The organism is Catenuloplanes atrovinosus, from assembly GCF_031458235.1.
Classification (GTDB): Bacteria; Actinomycetota; Actinomycetes; order Mycobacteriales; family Micromonosporaceae; genus Catenuloplanes; species Catenuloplanes atrovinosus.
Map to the genome: position 1 here is coordinate 6,560,986 of NZ_JAVDYB010000001.1, position 17,454 is coordinate 6,578,439.

The 17,454-nt window shown below is 73.9% G+C and carries 15 protein-coding genes; 9 read left to right on the top strand and 6 right to left on the bottom strand.

Going from position 1 to position 17,454, the window contains the following annotated elements; genetic code table 11:
• Position 1: 1 nt before the first annotated feature.
• The 3 genes from J2S41_RS29195 to J2S41_RS29205 are packed head-to-tail and all read left to right on the top strand — an operon-like array spanning position 2 to position 4,680.
• Positions 2 to 1,804, top strand: coding sequence for a dynamin family protein (locus J2S41_RS29195; protein ID WP_310372397.1), 1,803 nt, complete (start codon positions 2 to 4; stop codon positions 1,802 to 1,804).
• Entirely contained in the window at positions 1,801 to 3,156 is a 1,356-nt protein-coding gene (locus tag J2S41_RS29200) for a GTPase (RefSeq protein WP_310372399.1), read from the top strand. Before J2S41_RS29195 ends, J2S41_RS29200 begins: the two co-directional genes overlap by 4 nt.
• A gap of 30 nt (positions 3,157 to 3,186) precedes the next feature.
• A complete protein-coding gene (locus tag J2S41_RS29205) occupies positions 3,187 to 4,680 on the top strand; it encodes a hypothetical protein (protein ID WP_310372401.1) in 1,494 nt (497 codons plus the stop codon).
• On the opposite strand, the gene J2S41_RS29210 is transcribed toward J2S41_RS29205, so the two are convergent.
• Positions 4,681 to 5,544 carry a hypothetical protein gene (locus tag J2S41_RS29210; protein ID WP_310372403.1) on the bottom strand — a complete coding sequence of 288 codons (864 nt, stop codon included), beginning with the start codon at positions 5,542 to 5,544 and terminating at the stop codon, positions 4,681 to 4,683.
• A gap of 77 nt (positions 5,545 to 5,621) precedes the next feature.
• Entirely contained in the window at positions 5,622 to 6,170 is a 549-nt protein-coding gene (locus J2S41_RS29215; protein WP_310372405.1) for a hypothetical protein, read from the bottom strand.
• A 141-nt stretch (positions 6,171 to 6,311) separates the two neighbouring features.
• Between J2S41_RS29215 and J2S41_RS29220 the strand changes: the two genes are divergently transcribed.
• Positions 6,312 to 8,816, top strand: a complete 2,505-nt coding sequence (locus tag J2S41_RS29220) for an AfsR/SARP family transcriptional regulator (protein ID WP_310372407.1) — start codon at positions 6,312 to 6,314, stop codon at positions 8,814 to 8,816.
• A gap of 10 nt (positions 8,817 to 8,826) precedes the next feature.
• On the opposite strand, the gene J2S41_RS29225 is transcribed toward J2S41_RS29220, so the two are convergent.
• The gene (locus J2S41_RS29225; protein WP_310372408.1) at positions 8,827 to 9,765 is read right to left on the bottom strand and encodes an oxidoreductase; all 939 of its coding nucleotides are present in this window, start codon (positions 9,763 to 9,765) and stop codon (positions 8,827 to 8,829) included.
• Between the two features lie 86 nt (positions 9,766 to 9,851).
• Here J2S41_RS29225 and J2S41_RS29230 point away from each other — a divergent pair, with 86 nt between their 5' ends.
• A complete protein-coding gene (locus J2S41_RS29230; protein ID WP_310372410.1) occupies positions 9,852 to 10,415 on the top strand; it encodes a TetR/AcrR family transcriptional regulator in 564 nt (187 codons plus the stop codon).
• 148 nt (positions 10,416 to 10,563) lie between these two features.
• On the top strand, positions 10,564 to 11,034 hold the full coding sequence (locus J2S41_RS29235) for an Hsp20/alpha crystallin family protein (protein WP_310372412.1): 471 nt from the start codon (positions 10,564 to 10,566) through the stop codon (positions 11,032 to 11,034).
• Between the two features lie 49 nt (positions 11,035 to 11,083).
• Here J2S41_RS29235 and J2S41_RS29240 read toward each other — a convergent pair whose 3' ends face one another.
• Positions 11,084 to 11,569 (bottom strand): hypothetical protein, encoded by a 486-nt coding sequence (locus tag J2S41_RS29240; protein ID WP_310372414.1) that lies wholly within the window; start codon positions 11,567 to 11,569, stop codon positions 11,084 to 11,086.
• A 139-nt stretch (positions 11,570 to 11,708) separates the two neighbouring features.
• Here J2S41_RS29240 and J2S41_RS29245 point away from each other — a divergent pair, with 139 nt between their 5' ends.
• Entirely contained in the window at positions 11,709 to 13,208 is a 1,500-nt protein-coding gene (locus tag J2S41_RS29245; protein ID WP_310372416.1) for a ricin-type beta-trefoil lectin domain protein, read from the top strand.
• Between the two features lie 237 nt (positions 13,209 to 13,445).
• Positions 13,446 to 14,378 (top strand): catalase, encoded by a 933-nt coding sequence (locus J2S41_RS29250; RefSeq protein WP_310372417.1) that lies wholly within the window; start codon positions 13,446 to 13,448, stop codon positions 14,376 to 14,378.
• A 274-nt stretch (positions 14,379 to 14,652) separates the two neighbouring features.
• Here J2S41_RS29250 and J2S41_RS29255 read toward each other — a convergent pair whose 3' ends face one another.
• Positions 14,653 to 15,645, bottom strand: a complete 993-nt coding sequence (locus tag J2S41_RS29255) for an NAD(P)H-quinone oxidoreductase (protein ID WP_310372418.1) — start codon at positions 15,643 to 15,645, stop codon at positions 14,653 to 14,655.
• A 23-nt stretch (positions 15,646 to 15,668) separates the two neighbouring features.
• On the opposite strand from J2S41_RS29255, the gene J2S41_RS29260 reads away from it, so the two are divergent.
• Positions 15,669 to 16,598, top strand: a complete 930-nt coding sequence (locus tag J2S41_RS29260) for an AraC family transcriptional regulator (protein ID WP_310376587.1) — start codon at positions 15,669 to 15,671, stop codon at positions 16,596 to 16,598.
• A 226-nt stretch (positions 16,599 to 16,824) separates the two neighbouring features.
• Here J2S41_RS29260 and J2S41_RS29265 read toward each other — a convergent pair whose 3' ends face one another.
• Entirely contained in the window at positions 16,825 to 17,409 is a 585-nt protein-coding gene (locus J2S41_RS29265; RefSeq protein WP_310372419.1) for a TetR/AcrR family transcriptional regulator, read from the bottom strand.
• Positions 17,410 to 17,454: the final 45 nt, after the last annotated feature.

Here is a 17,454-nt window from a genome sequence, read left to right on the forward strand (position 1 = left end):
CATGGGCGGTCTCGGCTCAGTCGCGATGCCGATGTGGGTGGACGTCCTCGACGCGGCGGTGCAGGCGTGCCTGGTGCACGGCCGCACGGACCTCGCCGCGACGCTGCGGGCCCGGCGCGCCCAACTGCTCGACCCCGCGCTGTGGGTGGTGGTGCTCGGCGAGCCCGGCCAGGGCAAGAGCCAGCTCATCAACGCACTGATCAACGCGCCGGTCTGCCCGGTCGGTGACGCCGGCACGACCGGCACCCCGACCGTGGTCCGGCACGCGGAGCAGCCCGGCGCGCTGCTGGTGCGCAAGACCGCCCGGACCGCGCTCACCGTGGCCGAGGCGGCGCCGCACATCCGCGGCCGGGAGGCGCTGCGCGCGGAGATCGGCGTGCCGCGCGCGCTGCTGGCCGGCGGCATGACGCTGGTGGACACGCCGGCGAGCGCGGCCGTGCCGGGCAAGGACTGGCGCGCGCGGCTCGGCGGTCTCGGCGACCATCCGCCGGCCGACACCGTGGTGCTCGTGTCCGCCGCGACCGCGGAGCTGAGCGTCGCGGAGCTGGACCTGCTGCGCGAGGCGGCGTCGACCGTACCCAACGTGCTCGTCGCTCTGACCAAGACCGACCTGGCCGCGGACTGGCGCGCGGTCGCGGACCGCAACCGGCAGCGGCTCGCCGCGGCCGGGCTCTCCGCCGCGGTGATCCCGGTGTCCGCGGTGCTGCGCCTGCAGGCCGCCCGCACCGGCGACGCCGAGCTGAACGCGGAGTCCGGATTCCCGGAGCTGATCGGCCGGCTCAGCCGGGACGTGGCGGCCAAGAGCCAGGGGCTGGCCCGGACCGCGGCCGCACAGGCCACCCGCGCCGCGCTGGAGCAGGTCGCGACGCCGTTGCGGGCCCGGCTCACCTCCGGCTCCGCGCCGTCGCAGGCGATGGCCCGGCTCACCGAGGCGCAGCGCGCGCTGGACGACGTGCGCCGCCGGCAGGTCCGCTGGCAGAACACGCTCAACGACGACATCGCCGATCTGGTGTCCAACGTGGAGTACGACCTGCGCGACCGAACCCGGCAGATCCTGCGCAAGGTCGACGCCGCGTTCGAGACCGCGGACCCGCTGACCGCGTGGGACGAGTTCGCCGCGTGGCTGGACCGCGAGCTGAAGGAGGCCGCGGAGGCGAACTTCGGCTGGCTGATCGCGCAGTGCGAGTGGATCTCGCACCGGGTCGCGGCGCACTTCGGCGAGTACGGCCAGGACGCGCTGCCGACCTGGCGCATGCACGTGCCGGACGACCTGGACCGGCTGGTGCCGGACATCGAGCAGCCCGGCGTGGAGAAGTTCACCATCACGCAGAAGGCGCTGACCGGGCTGCGCGGCTCGTACGGCGGGATCCTGATGGTGGGCCTGGCGACCAGCCTCGCCGGCATGCCGCTGATCAACCCCGTCTCGGTCGGCGCGGGCGCGATCCTCGGCGGCAAGACCGTGCACGACGAGAGCAAGACGCTGCTCAAGCGCCGGCAGGCCGCCGCGCGCACCCGCACCCAGCGCTACGTCGACGACTTCTTCCTGCTGGTCAGCAAGGAGGGCAAGGACACGGTCCGGCAGGCGCACCGGCTGCTGCGCGATCACTTCCTGGACTTGACGGACCGCTTGCAGGACGCGATCGTGCACTCCGTGCGCACCGCGAAACTCGCCGCCGACGCGGACGTGGCCGAGACCGAGCGCCGCCAGCGGGAGATCGAGCTCAGCCTCCGCGAGCTGGCCGGCCTCTACCGCCAGGCCCAGCAACTCGGCGACATCGCACAGCCCCTACTCAAGATCGCATGAGCCTCGCCGGCACGGTCCAGGCCCTGCTCGACGACACGCTAGCCGCGTACCCCCGGGTCGTGACGCTGCGGCACCAGCGGCACCGGTGGACCGAGCCGCTGCGGGTCGCGGTCGCCGGCCGGGCCGGGGCCGGCAAGTCAACGCTGGTCAACGCGCTGGTCGGGGACCGGGTCGCGCCGGTCGCGGCGCCCGGCGACAATTGCACGGTCTGGTATCAGGACGGCTCCGGGCCGCGCGCGACCGCGTACCCGCGGGACGGTGAGCCCTTCGAGCTGCCGCTCACGGTCACGCCGGACGGGCCGCGCACCGGCCAGATCGACGGCGACCTGGTGATCCACTGGCCGAGCCGGGCGCTGCGCCAGATGACGCTGCTGGACACGCCCGCGGAGGGCGCGAGCCTGGACGACGCGGACGCGGTGCTGCACCTGACGCCGGCGGCCCGGCCCGCCGACCTGACGCCGCTGCGCGCGCCGCAGCAGAGCGCGGTCGCGCGGGCCACACCGATCGCGACCGTGCTGGTGCTGTCCCGGGCCGACGAGGTCAACGGCGGGCGTACGGACGCGTTCGTCACCGCGCGGCAGATCGCCCGCCGGCACGGCCGCGACCCGGCCGTGCGCGACGTCTGCCTGCGCGTGCACGCGCTCGGCGGGCTGGCCGCCGCCACCGCCCGCACGCTCACCGACGCGGACTTCGAGACGATCGCGCACCTGGCCGCGCTCCCCCGCACGGACACCGACGGCGCGCTGCTGAGCACGGACCGCTACCTGCGCGCGGGCCTGCCTCCGGATCTGCTGCACCGGCTCGGGCTGCCCGGCGTCCGGCTGGCGACCGTGCTGGTGCGTACCGGCCACGACACCCGGCTCACTCTCGCGGGTGAACTCGCGCGCCGCAGCGGCATCACGGAGCTGCGCGACACGATCAACCGTGGGCTGGTCGCGCGCACCGAGGCGCTGAAGGCCCGCGCCACGCTGCTGGCCATCGAGTCCGCGCTGGACGGGCAGTGGACGCCGCGCACGGACGCGCTGCGCGCCCGGCTCGGCCGAATCCTCGCCGAGGCGACCGAGTTCCGCGAGATGCGGCTGGTCGCGGCCCTGCCGGAGCTGCCGGTGCGGTTCACCGCCGAGCTGGAGGCGGAGGCGCACCGGCTGGCCGGCGGCGACGGCACCGACATCCCCTCCCGCCTCGGCCTGGACGAGCCGACCGGCGCGCCCGCCATGCGCCGCCGCTGCGACGAGGCGCTGCTGCGCTGGCAGGTGCTGGCCGAGGGCGGCACCGCCGACCGCCGCCAGCGCCGCGCCGCCGCGATCGTGGTGGAGAGCTGCGCCGCGATTCTCGACCGCCTCGGGGTGTGAGTTCATCCCCGCCCGGTACGGTTCTGCACCATGCGCATGGTCTGGACCGACGCACCCGAGGACGACTTCTATCCGGCCCGCGACCGCCTGGTCGACGCGTTCACTCGGTGGGCGCGCCGCGCGGGGCGGGACGTCGACCCGTTCATGGCCGAGGTCCTGATCGAGCAGCGCTGGAGCGTCGGCGACGGCCGGCTGTGCCGGTGGCAGCCGGACGACCTGCGGTACGCGCTGCTCGAGTACTTCCCGCGCGGCGTCACCACCCGGGAGTGGTCGGACACGATCCCCACGATGCACGCGTTCGTGGACTTCCTGTTCGACGCGGACCTGGCGGACGCGAAGTGCGCGGACGCGGACGTGCTGCACGCCGTGCTGAACGGGCTGGCCGCCGCGTTCGACGCCGCGATGGCGGACGAGACCCGGTACGGCCCGGCCAAGTTCTGGTCGATGCGCATGCTGGACGCCGGCATCAACCTCGACGACCAGGACGCGATGAGCGCGTTCATCGCGGACGTGCAGGCCGGCAAGGTCCCCTACGACCAGACCGTGCTGGACCGGGTTGTGGAGAACCAGCTGACCGAGGAGGACGAGACGCCGCCCGCGCTGCCGCCGATCGACCCGCCGACCGCGGGCGAGGTCGCCGACGCGGCCGCGGAGTCGATCGCGCTGACCCGGCTGCTGCGCTTCACCGAGTGGGTGGGCGAGGGCCGCGAGCTGACCCGCGGCGGCGCGCTCACGCCGGACGACGCGGCCGAGGTGAGCGCGCTGATCGACCCGGCGAGCGACGACGGGGCGTACGAGGCCGCGCTGGTCCTGGCGTGGGCGCGGGAGGCCCGGTTCGTCCGCGTGGTCAAGGGCCGGCTGGTGCCGGTCAAGGCCGCCGCGAAGCTGGTCACGGACCGCGTCGCCGCCGCCCACCGCGCGTTCGAGGCGTTCCACCTGATCGGCCGCGCCGTGTGCCCGCCCGACGACCGGGAGTCGATCGTGCCGTACCGCGCCGACGACTTCACGTTCGCGCTGCTGATGGCGATGTACCTGGCGCAGCGGCCGATCGAGTACGACGAACTGGAGGAGATCGTGGGCCACCTGGCCGATGACTTCGCCGGCGCCGGGCCCGGCCCGGAGGACGCGGCGGCCCGCGACGTGCAGCTCCTGCTCACCCAGCTGGACCTGCTCGGCGCGATCCGGCACGACCCGGCCCGCACGTCGCTGACGCCGTTCGGCACCGCGCTGTTCCAGCGGCACCTGCGCGGCATGGGCATCGACGTGCCCACCGTCGACGACGTGCTCGACGAGACCGCCGAGGTGGTGGTGGCACTGGCCGCGGACACGCCGACGATCGCCGGCCCGCTGCTCACCCGCTGGCGCGACCACCGCCCGGAGGCGGCGGTCGCGGAGCTGCGCGCGCTCGCCGCCCGCACGGACGACCCGGAGCACCGCGCGCTGGCCGAGACCTACGGCGGCCGTCGCCTCGCCTCCCGGCCGCACGCGGTCTCGGCCCGCCGCCCCAAGAAGCGCCGACGATAGTCACCCCGAGAGGATCGTGCGCGCCTCCGCGACCTGATCGGCGCGCATGTCCCGCCACCGGCCGAGCAGGCCCGGCGTCTCCGCGAGCACGTCCTCCTGCAGCTCGGCCATCCGCCGGTAGGCCCGGTCGAGGAAGTCGGTGTCCGCCTTGCAGCGCAGGTCGGCGCGCACGCCAGGGTCGGCGGCCGGATCGGGCCCGGACACCGGCAGCGCCGCGGGGTCGGCGGCGTCGATCCCCGCGCCCTTCATGCACTCGGCCCACTCGGCGCGCAGCCCGGCGTACTCCCCGTCGGTCTCCAGCCGGTCCAGCGACTCGCGTTCCGCGTCGAACAGTGCCACCCGGGCCTCCTGCAGCGGTACGCGGTTCGCGCCCGCGAGCCGCACCTCCGCCTCGGCCCGGCAGCCGGTCGTCGGGATGGTGATCTCAAGGCTCTCGCCGGTCACGCGCAACCGCGTGGCCTGATCGCCGTCGAGCGCCATCGCGAAGCCGGGCGCGGCCGGCGTGCTGGGCTCGGACAGCGCCGGTCCTCCGTCCCCGAGGTCGGCCGTCTCCTCGATGCCGAACGGCCGTGGTCCGAGCGCGTCACCTTCGGCGGTGGCGGCCGGGCCGGCGCGGTAGGTGTGCCCGGCCCTGGCCATGCACTCGGTCACCATCTGATCCTCGGCACGCCGCAACAGGGCCTGCTGGTCGGCGCGGTGATACAGCACCTCGTAGATCGGCGGCAAACTCCGCAGCTCGGCGAGTGTGAGATCCGCGCCCGGCAGCCGTCCCGCCGCGAGCAGCCACGCCGCCGCACCCACGCCGATCACCGCGGCGAACGCGGCTGCCGGCCTGATCCGGAGGCCGCGTTTCGTCGTGTCCACAGTTCGTCTTCCTCTCCGACGGGTCCGGCACCGGGGCCGGAACCGCACCCCGGTGCTTCTGCTACTCGGACGGGTGGTCAGCCCAGACAGTCGATCGAGGTCCGGCCACGGAGAAGGAGCGAGCTGGCCTCGTCGCCGTGCCCGGTGCCGTTGCCAGGTGTTCCGTCGGTCCACAGGCCCCGGGCCTGGGTGTTCGGGTTGAGGCAGAAGACCAGCGTGCTGACGCCCACGACCGGGTTGCTGCCGTAGAAGAAGTGACTCTCGTATCCCCCGCTGCTGCTGTTGGCCGCCGATCGGACGTTGTTGTCGACGACCGAGTCCGACTCGGCGCCGTTGCCGTTGTCGCGGTCGAAGTAGTCGTCGCTGAAGTCACGGTCCGTGTTGAAGTAGTTGTGCGACGCGCTGCTGAACGAGTCGAGGATGTACACGCAGTGGTATCCGCGCGGGCAGTTGCCGACCGCGGCCGCGGTCACCGCGGTCGTGCTGACGCCGGCGAAGCCGGCCTTGTCGGCACCCGCCGCCGAGGCCGGGGACGCCGCGGTGACGATCAGCCCGGTGACGAGCACGATCGCGGCCGCGACCGCCGCCATCCAGCGCGTCGTGGTCTCCCCCATGGATCTGGTCATGTCGACACCTCCGTGTCGGTTCGGCCGGCCGACGTGGCCGGTCCGCGTCCCACCGTGGGTCACGGCCGTCTCGGCGCGCCCCCTGTCGGGTATCGGCGGGAACCCGTGAAGCGGCCATGATCGATACCTAGGATTCGACCCATGTCAACGGGGGTCGAATTCCGGCTGCTCGGGCCCTTCGAGGTGCTCGCGGGCGGGGACGCCGTCCGGCTCGGCGGGCGGCGGCAGCGGCTGGTGCTGGCCACGCTGCTGTTGCACAACAACCACCCGGTGGCCGGCCGCGAGCTGGCCGCCGCGGTGTGGGGCGACGCGCCGCCCGCGACCGCACGGCGTCAGGTGCACATGGCCGTCTCCATGCTGCGGCGGGCGCTGGGCCGGGTGCCGTCCTGGGGCGAGTTGCGCACCGAGCCCGGCGGCTACCGGCTGTGCGTCCCGGACGAGCGGATCGACGCGGCGCGGTTCCGCGCCGCGGTGGCGGCCGGCCGGCGGCTGGTCCGGGACGGCGACCCCGCCGGAGCCGCGCAGGCGTTCCGCGCGGGTCTGGTGCTGTGGCGCGGCCCGGTCCTCGCCGACCTGGACGGCGCGGTGCGGGATCGGGCGGCCTGGCTGGAGGAGATGCGGCTGACGGCGCTGGAGGACTGCCTGGAGTACGAGGTGGCGGGCGGCGCGTCCGCGTCCGTGGTGGAGGAGCTGTCCGCGCTGGTCGACCGGCATCCGCTCCGCGAACGGCTGGTCGCGTCGCTGATGCTGGCGCTGAGCCGGCACGGCCGGCAGAGCGAGGCGATCGCGGTGTACCGCCGGACCGCCGACGTGCTCGCGGACGAGCTGGGCGTCGACCCGTCGTCCGCGCTGGCGGAACGCTTCACCGAGATCCTGCGCACGGCGCCGGCCGCCCCGCCGCCGGGCGATGCGCCCGTGGTCGTGGACTGGCAGCCGGTACGGCCTCGTCAGCTCCCCATGCCCCGGTCCGGGTTGGTGGGGCGCACCGCCGAGTCCGCGGTGCTGGACACGCTGCGGCAGCCGGATGACGACGGCCCGCGGCTGGTCGTGGTGCAGGGCACGGCCGGCGTCGGCAAGACCGCGCTGGCGCTGCACTGGGCGCACCGGGTGGCCGCGCACTTCCCGGACGGCCAGCTCTACCTCGATCTGCGCGGCTTCGACGCCTCCGGCGCGCCGGTCGCCCCCGAGGAGGCGTTGCGGCAGTTGGTCGAGGCGCTGGGCGTACCGCCGGAGCGGGTGCCCGCCGGGGTGCCGGCGCGGGCCGCGCTGTTCCGCAGCGTGCTGGCGGACCGCCGGGCGCTGCTGGTGCTGGACAACGCGCGCGACGCGGAGCAGGTGCGCCCGCTGCTGCCGGGCGCGCCGGGCTGCCGGACCGTGGTCACCAGCCGGGCCGAGCTGACCTCGCTCGCCGTCACGGACGACGCCCGCCTGCTGCTGCTCGGCCTGCTGCCCGAGGACGCCGCGTTCGCGCTGCTGGCGGCCCGGCTCGGCGAGGAGCGGGTGCGGCGGGACGAACCGGCGGCCCGGGAGATCGTCCGACGGTGCGCCGGGCTGCCGCTGGCCCTGACGGTGATCGCGGCGCGGGCCGCGGCGCGGGCGTCGTTCCCGCTGCGCACGCTGGCCGACGACCTGGCCGCGGACACCCCGCTGGACGTGCTGGCCGGTGGCGCGCCGGCCGCGGACGCCCGGGCCGCGATCTCCTGGTCGTACCGGACGCTGGGGGTGCGGGCCGCGCTGCTGTTCCGCCTGATCGGGGTGCACGGCGGGCCGGACCTGAGCGTGGCCGCCGCGGCCGGGCTGCTCGGCCTGCCGGTCGCGGCCGCGCGGGACACCGTCCGCGAGCTGACCACCGCGCATCTGGCGGTCGAGCACGCGCCGGGCCGGTTCGCGCTGCACGACCTGCTGCGCGCGTACGCGGTGGAGCTGGGCCGGGACCGGGCCACGGACGCCGCACCGGCCCTGCGCCGGCTGATCGACCACTACCTGCACAGCGCGTACGCCGCGGTCCGGATGTTCACGCCCCGGCTCGCCCGGGTCGAGCTGCCGGAGCCGGCCCCGGACACGGTGGTGGAGCGCCCGGCCGACAGCACGGCGGCGTACCGGTGGTGCGACCTGGAATATCCGAACCTCGTCGAAACGGTACGGACCACCGGCGCGCACGGGCTGCACACCCACCGCTGGCAGCTCGTCTGCGCGCTCGGCGGCTTCCTGGACCGGCGCGGGTGGCGGGACGACGCGGTCCGGCTGCACGAGTCGGAGCTCGACCGGGCCCGCGCGTCCGGTGACGTCCGCGCGCAGCGGCACCTGCATCACGCGCTGGGCGTGCTGCAGAAGCGTCACCGGCTGCTGCGGTCCGCCGACCGGCACCTCGCCGCCGCGCTGGAGCTGTGCCGCCGGTCCGGCGACGAGGGCGGGGTCGCGGACGTGCTGACGGACACGGCCGTGCTGCGCGTCCACGAGGGACGCGACGGCGACGCGGTCGCGCTGGCGGAGACCGCGCTCGGCTACTACCGGCAGCACGACGAGCCGGCCAACGAGGCGATCGCGCTCAACGTCCTGGGGTGGAGCACCGCGCAGCTCGGCGATCACCTGCGCGGCATGCTGTACCGCACGGCCGCGCTGAACCTCCAGCCGCCGGGCTCCTGACCCACCGCCGTCAGGGCACCGCGTAGGTCACGCCGGTCAGCCGCTCCGACTCGCCCCAGAGCCGGCGCTGCGCCTCGGTGTCGTGGGACCGGGGCGAGGACGCGACCCGCACCGGGTGACCGACGAACTGGTGGCGCCCACCCGGCCCGAAGAGGTCGCCGCCGCGCGCGTCCGGGTCGGTGGCGGCCCGCAGGATCGCCAGCGCACCGACCTCCGCGCTCTGCAGCAGCCACCAGGTGAGCAGGCGCAGCCGCGGGCTGGCCACGGCGCGGGACAGCGGGTCGAGGTCGCGCGGGAACTCGGTGCGGGCATTGCCCGGGTGGGCGGCCGTGGCGATGGTCGGCGCACCCGCCGCGTCCAGGCGCCGCTGCAGCTCGTAGGTGAACATGAGATTGGCCAGTTTGGACTGGAAATACGCGGCGCGGTTGGCGCCGGTGTGCGTCCAGCCGGACGCGTGGTGCAGGTCGTCGAAGTTGATCACGCCGGTGCCGTACCGGTGGCCGAGGCTGGTCACCGTGACCACGCGCGAGCCCGGCACGGTCAGCAGCCGGTCCAGCACCAGGCCGGTGAACGCGAACGGGCCCAGGTGGTTCGTCGCGAGCGTGCGCTCGTGCCCGTCCTCGGTGGTCGACCGGTGCCGGAACAGCGCGCCGGCGTTGTTGATCAGCAGGTCGACCGGGCCGGGTAGCCGCCGCGCCGCTTCCCGTACCGACGCCTGCGACGCCAGGTCCAGGTGCAGGGTCTCGACGGCGGCGCCCGGGACCGCGGCCCTGATCCGGCCGGCCGCGGCGGTGGCCCGGCCGGGGTCGCGGCAGGCCAGCACGACGGTGGCGCCACGGGCGGCGAGCACCCGGGCGGTCACGAAGCCGAGGCCGGTGTTGCCGCCGGTGATCACGGCGGTGCGGCCGTGCTGGTCGGGGACGTGCGCTGCTGTCCATCGTGGTGACATCGCGACCTCCTGACGATATCCGGTACGATCATCCCGGTTATTCGCAATATACGGGACGTCCATCCCGTTTAGCAATGGAGGCCTGTGTGCCGAGAGAGCTGCGCGCCGACGCGCGCCGCAACCGCGCCCGGGTGCTGGAGGTGGCCGGCGAGGTCTTCGCCACCGAGGGCCTGACCGTGCCGGTGCACGAGATCGCGCGCCGGGCCGGCGTCGGCACCGGCACCGTGAGCCGCCACTTCCCCACCAAGGAGGCGCTGATCGCGGCGATCCTGCTGGAACGCATGGGGCAACTCCTGGCCGAGCCCGACGAACCGGCCGGCGACTCCGGCGAGCGGTTCTTCCGGTTCTTCGGCACGCTCATCCGCGCCGGCGCCGCGAACCGCGGGCTGGCCGAGGCACTCGCCGGCACCGGGTACGACCTGGACGCCGCCGCGGCGGAGGCCGGCTACGACCTGTCCGGCCACCTCCGCACACTGCTCGCGGACGCCCAGCGGGCCGGGGCGGTGCGCGCCGACATCGAGTTCGCCGACCTCAAGGCGCTGATGGTGGGGTGCCAGTCGCACCCGGCCGCGGCCACCGATCCGGCCGCGCTCGACCGCATCATCGACGTCGCCACCACCGGGCTGCGAGCCGCCGGGAAATCTGCGTGAACTGCTTGGCACTCGCCCTCGGGGAGTGCTAAAAAAATATCTGTAGCCGCTGCCCAGAGCAGCGAGCTCCTCGGCAGAATTGGTTGTGAGCCGAGCGCCACACGCCTCGCCGGAAGGCCCGGCGGGCAGCCTCGAGGAGGTGGGTCCCGTGGTGCTGACTTTCGATCCTTTTCGCGAGTTCGACCGCCTGGCCGGTCAGATGTTCGGCGCCCCCGGCGTCGGCGGCGCCGCCACCATGGCGATGCCGATGGACCTGTACCGCTCCGGTGACCACTTCGTCCTGCACTGCGACCTGGCCGGCGTCGACCCCGGCTCCGTGCAGGTGGACGTGGACGGGCGCGTGCTGAGCATCCGCGCCGAGCGCTCCGCGCGCACCGACGCGGACGTGCAGTGGCTGCGCCGCGAGCGGGCCACCGGCACCTTCGAGCGCCGCCTCACGCTGGGCGACGGGCTCGATCTCGACAACGTGGCCGCCACCTGGCAGGACGGCGTGCTGACGCTCACCATCCCGGTGGCCGAGGCGGCCAAGCCGCGCCGCATCCAGATCGCCACCGGCGGCCGGACCAGCCCGGTGATCGAGGGCTCGTCCACCGAGACCACCGCGATCGCCCGTTCCTGACCACACCCTCACGTCGCAGAAGGCCCGCGGTTCGCGGGCCTTCGCGCTGTCAGCGCACCAGCGCGGTCACGGTCGCGGCGACGAGCGCGATCACGGTGACGATGACGACGCCCTTGGCGAACCCGGCGGCGTGAAAGCGCCAGTCCCGGCACTCCGGCATGTCCTCCGTGCCGGGCAGCACGACCAGCGCGGGCCGCCACGCGACGAACACCAGCCAGTCCAGCACCACCAGGTCGTACGCGTTCCAGGTCAGCAGCGCGATCTCCGCGGCGGCGAACGCGGTGCCGAACGTGCGCGCGTCCACCGCGGCCATCAGCGCGGCCAGCGTCGCCGTGATGGTCACCGCGATCAGCGCACCGGCGACCGCGGTGACCCGCCGCCCTCGCGCGCTCTTCGGCCCGTACCGCCGGCGGATCGGCGCGGGATGGCCGTGCACGCCGAAGTCCCGGGCGACCACGCCGCCGAGCAGCAGGATCAGCGTGAACACCCCGCTGAGGATCAGCCCGGCCGCGATCGACGGCCCCACGACTCTCATGGCGCACCTCCTCGCGCCGCGCCCTCCCGAATCCAGCCGCATGAGATAGAAGTTCGCGGATATTGACGGCCACCGGATTATCCGTAAACTCTCTTAACAGAGAGCGCTCTCACACACCCCCCACCCTCGGAGGTACGCGATGACACGCAGAATGGGTGCGCTCCTGAGCCTGATCCTCGGCGGCGGCCTGCTCGTCACCCCGCCCACGCCGGCGTCGGCCGCCGGCCCCGACCTCGCCCCCGGACAGATCGAGGCCATGCAGCGCGACCTGGGGCTCACCGGCGCGGAACTGGCCGAGCGCCTGATCACCGAGGCCGTGGCCCCGCCGATCGAGCGCCGGCTGGAGAGCACACTGGGCAGCGCCTACGCCGGCACCTGGATCGCGGCGGACGGCCGTACCGTGATGGCCGGCATCACCGACCCGGCACGGGCGGCGACGGTTCGCGCGGCCGGCGCCACCCCCAAGGTCGTCGGCCGCAGCCTGACCACGCTCAACGGACTCGCCGCCACGCTCGACCGCCGCGCCGCCTCCGCCGGGAACCGCGTCCACTCCTGGTACGTCGACCCGGTCACCAACACCGTCACCGTCCAGGCCGCGGACCCGGCGGCGGCCACCGCGTTCGCCCGCGGCGCCGGCCTGCCGCCCGACGCGGTCACGGCACGCGCGGCGGAGGCGTACCGGCCGGTCTACGACATCCGCGGCGGCGACCAGTACGTGATCAACAACAGCGTGCTGTGCTCGGTCGGCTTCGCGGTCGCCGGCGGCTTCGTCACCGCCGGGCACTGCGGCGGCGTCGGCGCCACCACCAGCGGCAGCGGCGTCGCCCAGGGCACCTTCCGCGGCTCCTCGTTCCCCGGCGACGACCTCGCCTGGGTGCAGACGAACGGCAACTGGGTGCCCCAGCCCTGGGTGAACAACTACGGCGGCGGCGTCGCCACGGTCGCCGGCTCCACCGAGGCCGCGGTCGGCGCGTCCGTCTGCCGATCCGGCCGCACCACCGGCTGGCGCTGCGGCACCATCACCGCCAAGAACGTCACCGTCAACTACAGCGGGCAGATCGTCAACGGCCTGGTCTCCAGCAGCGCCTGCGCCCAGCCCGGCGACTCCGGCGGCTCGTTCCTCTCCGGCAACCAAGCCCAGGGCGTCACCTCCGGCGCCGGCGGCGACTGCGCCTCCGGCGGCACCACGGTCTACCAGCCGGTCAACGAGATCCTGTCCCGCTACGGCCTGTCCCTGACCACCACCGGCGGCAGCGGTTCGGGCAGCCGGCTCATCGGCCTGGCGAACAAGTGCATCGACGTCCCCAACTCCAACGGCGTCGACGGCCAGTACCTGCAGCTCTGGACGTGCAACGGCACCGCCGCCCAGAACTGGACCTGGCCCGGCGACGGCACGGTCCGCGCGCTCGGCCTGTGCATGGACGTGGCGTGGGGTTCCACCGCGAACGGCGCCGTCATCCAGCTCGCCACCTGCAGCGGCAACCCGGCCCAGCAGTTCGTCCTCAGCGCCGCCGGCGACCTGGTCAACCCCCAGGCCAACAGGTGCGTCGACGTCGTCGACTGGAACACCGCCGACGGCGCCCGCCTCGTCCTCTTCGACTGCCACGGCGGCGCCAACCAGAAGTGGCGCCGCGGCTGACCGGCCGCACCGGGCGCCGGTCCTCGGACCGGCGCCCTCTCACCGTCGGCCGAACGCCCGCCCGCGGACCCGTCCCCGCGACCGCGGCCGGCATGGTCGATGGATTCGGCGGAGGCGATCGACGGGGCTACGCTGTGCCGCGCGGTCATCGCAAGATCAGCAGGTCTGCCCACAGTCGACAGACATGCACACCGGCGGCGGTCGCGCCGCATCCGCCGCCGTACCAAGGAGATTGCCATGCCGGACGCCGACCGTGCGACCGTCATCCGCGCCATCGAGGCCATGGAGAAGCACACCGCGACCGTCCCGGGATATCGGCGGGCGCATCCGCGCGGCGTGCTCTTCCACGCCACGTTCACCCCGGCGCCGGACATCGCGACGCTGACCACCGCGGCGCACCTGGCCGGGCCGCCGGTCACCGCGCTGGTCCGGCTGTCCACCGCACCGGGCAACCCGCACGCGCCGGAACGCAAGCCGGACGGCCGCGGCACGACGCTCGGCCTGGGCATCCGGTTCGACCTGCCGGCCGGCGGGCACGCCACCTGGGCCGCGGCCAGCATCCCCGCGTTCCCGGCCCGGACCCCGAAGGAGTTCATCCAGGTCACGAAGCTGCAGAACCCGGCGACCGGCAAGCCGAGCCCGTTGATCCTGGCGCACGTCGCCACCCACCGGCACATCCTGCCGGGAATCAGGGCGATCGCCGGCATGCCGGTCCAGGCCAGCTTCGCGACCACCCGCTACAACGGGCTCCACGCGTACTTCCTGGTCGCCCCGGACGGGACGCGGCGGGCGTTCCGCTACAGCTGGCTGCCGGACGCGGGCGAGGCCACGCTGACCGACGAGGACCAGCGCCCGCCCCACTACCTGATCGACGAGATCCTGCAGCGCGGGCCGGCGTCCTGGTCCCTCGTGTTCACCCTGGCGGACCCCGGAGACCCCACCGACGACGTGACCGCCCAGTGGCCGGACTCCCGCGAGACGGTCACGGCCGGCACGCTCCGCCTCGGCTCCGCGGTCGAGGACCAGGCCGCGCTCGACGCGACCGTCTTCGACCCCACCGGCGTCGTCCCCGGTATCGAGCTGTCCGACGACCCGATCCTGCACTTCCGATCCCAGGTGTACGGCGAGTCCTTCACCCGCCGTACACGGGAGGAACGCCCCCGCGCGTGACCGTGTCTTCGTCGTCGGTCCGCCGGGTGGGCCGGATCTGCGCGGGTCAGGGACCGCAGGAGCCCTCCGGAAGCCGATTTCCCGGGGGCGCCGGATGGGAAGACTCCCGGCACCTTCTGGTGGATGTCCGCGGATCTCACATCCCGCGCTCCGGCTCCGCCTCGAGGTGAGCACCGGACTGGTTCGAGACGGGCCGCCGCCGGACAACACGCCGGCGTCCTCATCTGGCCGTGGCCGGCCGCCCAGGAGACACCCACGGGGCGCGGGCGTCACGTCATGGTCGGCGACAGGCCGCACGAGGCTCATCGTTGGTGAGGACGATCTTGCCGGTGTGGGAGCTGGATTCCATGAGGTGGTGGGCCTCCGCGGCGGCGCGGAGCGGGAGGACACGGTCGATCACCGGGCGGATGGTGCCGGCGGCGACGAGGGGCCAGATCTGGTCGGTGACGTGCCGGACGATGCGGGCCTTGTCGCGGCGGGGGCGGTGACGCAAACCGGTGGCGGTGATCGAGGCCTGCTTCGCGAAGAGGGTGGTGAAGTCGAGCGTCGCGGACAGGGAGCCCTGGAAGCCGATCGTCATGATGCGCCCGCGGGGTGCGAGCGCGGCCAGATTGCGGGCCAGGTAGTCGGCGCCGACGATGTCCAGCACCACGTCCGCGCCCCGGCCGCCGGTGTGGGCGAGGGTGGCGACGGCGAAGTCATCGGTGGTGTAGTCGACGACCACGTCGGCACCGAGGGCGCGGACCCGGTCGTGCTTGGCGGCGCGAGCGGTGGCGATGACGGTGGCGCCGAGGGCCCGCCCGAGTTGCACCGCGAACGTGCCGATCCCGCTGCCCCCGCCGTGCACGAGCAGGGTGCCGCCGTCGCGGAGCCCGCCGAGGTCGACCAGGTTGGACCAGACCGTGCAGGCCGCCTCGGGCAGGGACGCCGCCTCCGGCAAGGACAATCCCGCGGGTACGGGCAGTAGCTGGCCGACCGGCACGACCACCTTCTCCGCGTACCCGCCACCGCCGAGCAGCGCGCAGACCCGCTCACCCAGGTGGTGCTCGAGCACCCCGGGCCCGACGGCGGTGACGACGCCGGCGCACTCCAGACCCGGGTACTCCGGTTCACCGGGCGGCGGCGGGTAGAAGCCGAGGCGCTGGCCGATGTCGGCCCGGTTCACGGCGGTCGCGGCGACGTCGACGAGGACCTCACCCGGACCGGGTACGGGATCGGGGACGTCCGACCAGACGAGCGCGTTGTTCTGGATCGTGATGGCGTGCATGGATACAGCGTGTGCCGGGCGGGGTGGCGCGGGCGTACCGTGGCGTCCAGCGTTCGTGTCCGATCGTCCACATCCGCGCGGGGGGCGTCATGTACGGCCGGTTCGTCGCCCGGGGGCCGTGGGCGTTCTCCGTCCCCACCGGGTCCTCGATCTGGATCATGCGGGTGGCCGAGGGGCGGGTAATGGTCACCACGCGCAGCGACGGGCGTACGGTCGGCGCGGTGTCCGGCGATTACCTGGTCATCCCGGACGGTGACGAGGTGGTGGTGGCCGACCGGCCGGTCGTCGCGGGAGACGCCTGCCCGGCGAGGAGGACTCCGGTGGTGCGCGGACTGGCGCGGCACGGCCAGGCCGGGCCGCGCACCGATCTGCAAGCCATGGCGTTCGGGGCCGCGGGCAGCCCGGTGCGGTCCGGACCGCTGCCGGCGGTGCTGCGGCTGGAGACGGACACGGAGACGGCCGCCGCACTCGACGCCACCTTCGGGCTGCTGGAGCACGAGCGGGCCCGCGGCGAAACCGATGCGGACCTGGTCACCGCACGGCTCGCCGAGGTGCTGATGACGCACACGCTCCGCGCGCTCACCGCCACCCTCAAGACCGGCACCGGCACCTCGCCGCGACTGTTCGGCGATCCCCGGCTGGCCCGCGCGGCCCGCGCCATGCGGGACGACCTTGCGTACCCGTGGACGGTGGCGGCACTGGCCCGGGAGGCGCACATGTCCCGTGCCGCATTCGCGGCGGCGTTCCGCCAGGCGGCCGGGGAGAGCCCGCTCGCCCTGCTGCGCCGCTGGCGGCTGTGCGAGGCCAAGCGCCTGCTCCGGGAAACCCCGCTGAGCCTGAACGAGATCGCACTGCGAGTCGGCTACGAGTCCGCCCCGGCGCTGAGCCGCGCCTTCACCCGGCAGGAGCGAATCGCCCCCGGCCGCTGGCGCCAAATCCGCTCCGGCGCGTAACCCGTCATGCGTTCACGGAGCTGAAGGTGCAATACCGGCCTGGGACAGCCGCGGCGGTCACCGCATCCACGAACCCACCCCGATCCTTGTCAATTGCTTGGCCACAATTTATTGACACTGGTTCAGCGCAATGCCAAGTCGGGTGAGGGTGGCCCTAGTACGGCAGCCGCCTTTCGGGATCTACGCCGAGGCGTTTCGCCTGGGCGGCAGACGTCACGGTCATTTACTAGGGCTGTACCGATGTCGGAGGAGGTGTGGTCAGACTTTGGACGCACGGGCGCAGTAGGTCGATGATTCGTTCGGGTGAGGCGTCCGCGAGGTGCGTGAGGCGTAGCAGGTATCGCTCGGCTATCACGCCGTGGATGATCGCGCTGAGCAGACTTGCGCGCAAATCGGCGTCAGGCGTCGGTATCGCCTCGGTGAGCCGGTTGAGCTGGGATTCACCGGCGGCCCGGTAGCGATCAGCGGCGTCGGCGTTGGTGAGCATCGAGCGCAGTACCGCCAGGGAGGCCGCCGGCTCGCCGGTCAGGCGCCGACCCAGCGAGGTGAGTAAGGCCTCGGCCACCTCGCCTGGAGTGCCGGCGGGCAACTCATCGGCGGGCACCTCGACGGCCCGGGCGAAGAGCAAGTCCTTGCTGCCGAAGTAGTGCATGACCAGCCCGGGATCGACACCGGCAGCCGACGCCACGGCCCGGATTGTGGTCCGGTCGTAGCCGAGCTCGGCAAAGATGTGACGGGCTGCGGCGAGGATGCGCTCCTCGCTCTGGCGGCGCTGCTGCGCCCTGGTGGGCCGGGGGCTCGATGCGGTCACGGGTTCATTCTACGGCTGTTGACCGACGGCTTTATACGTTCTACG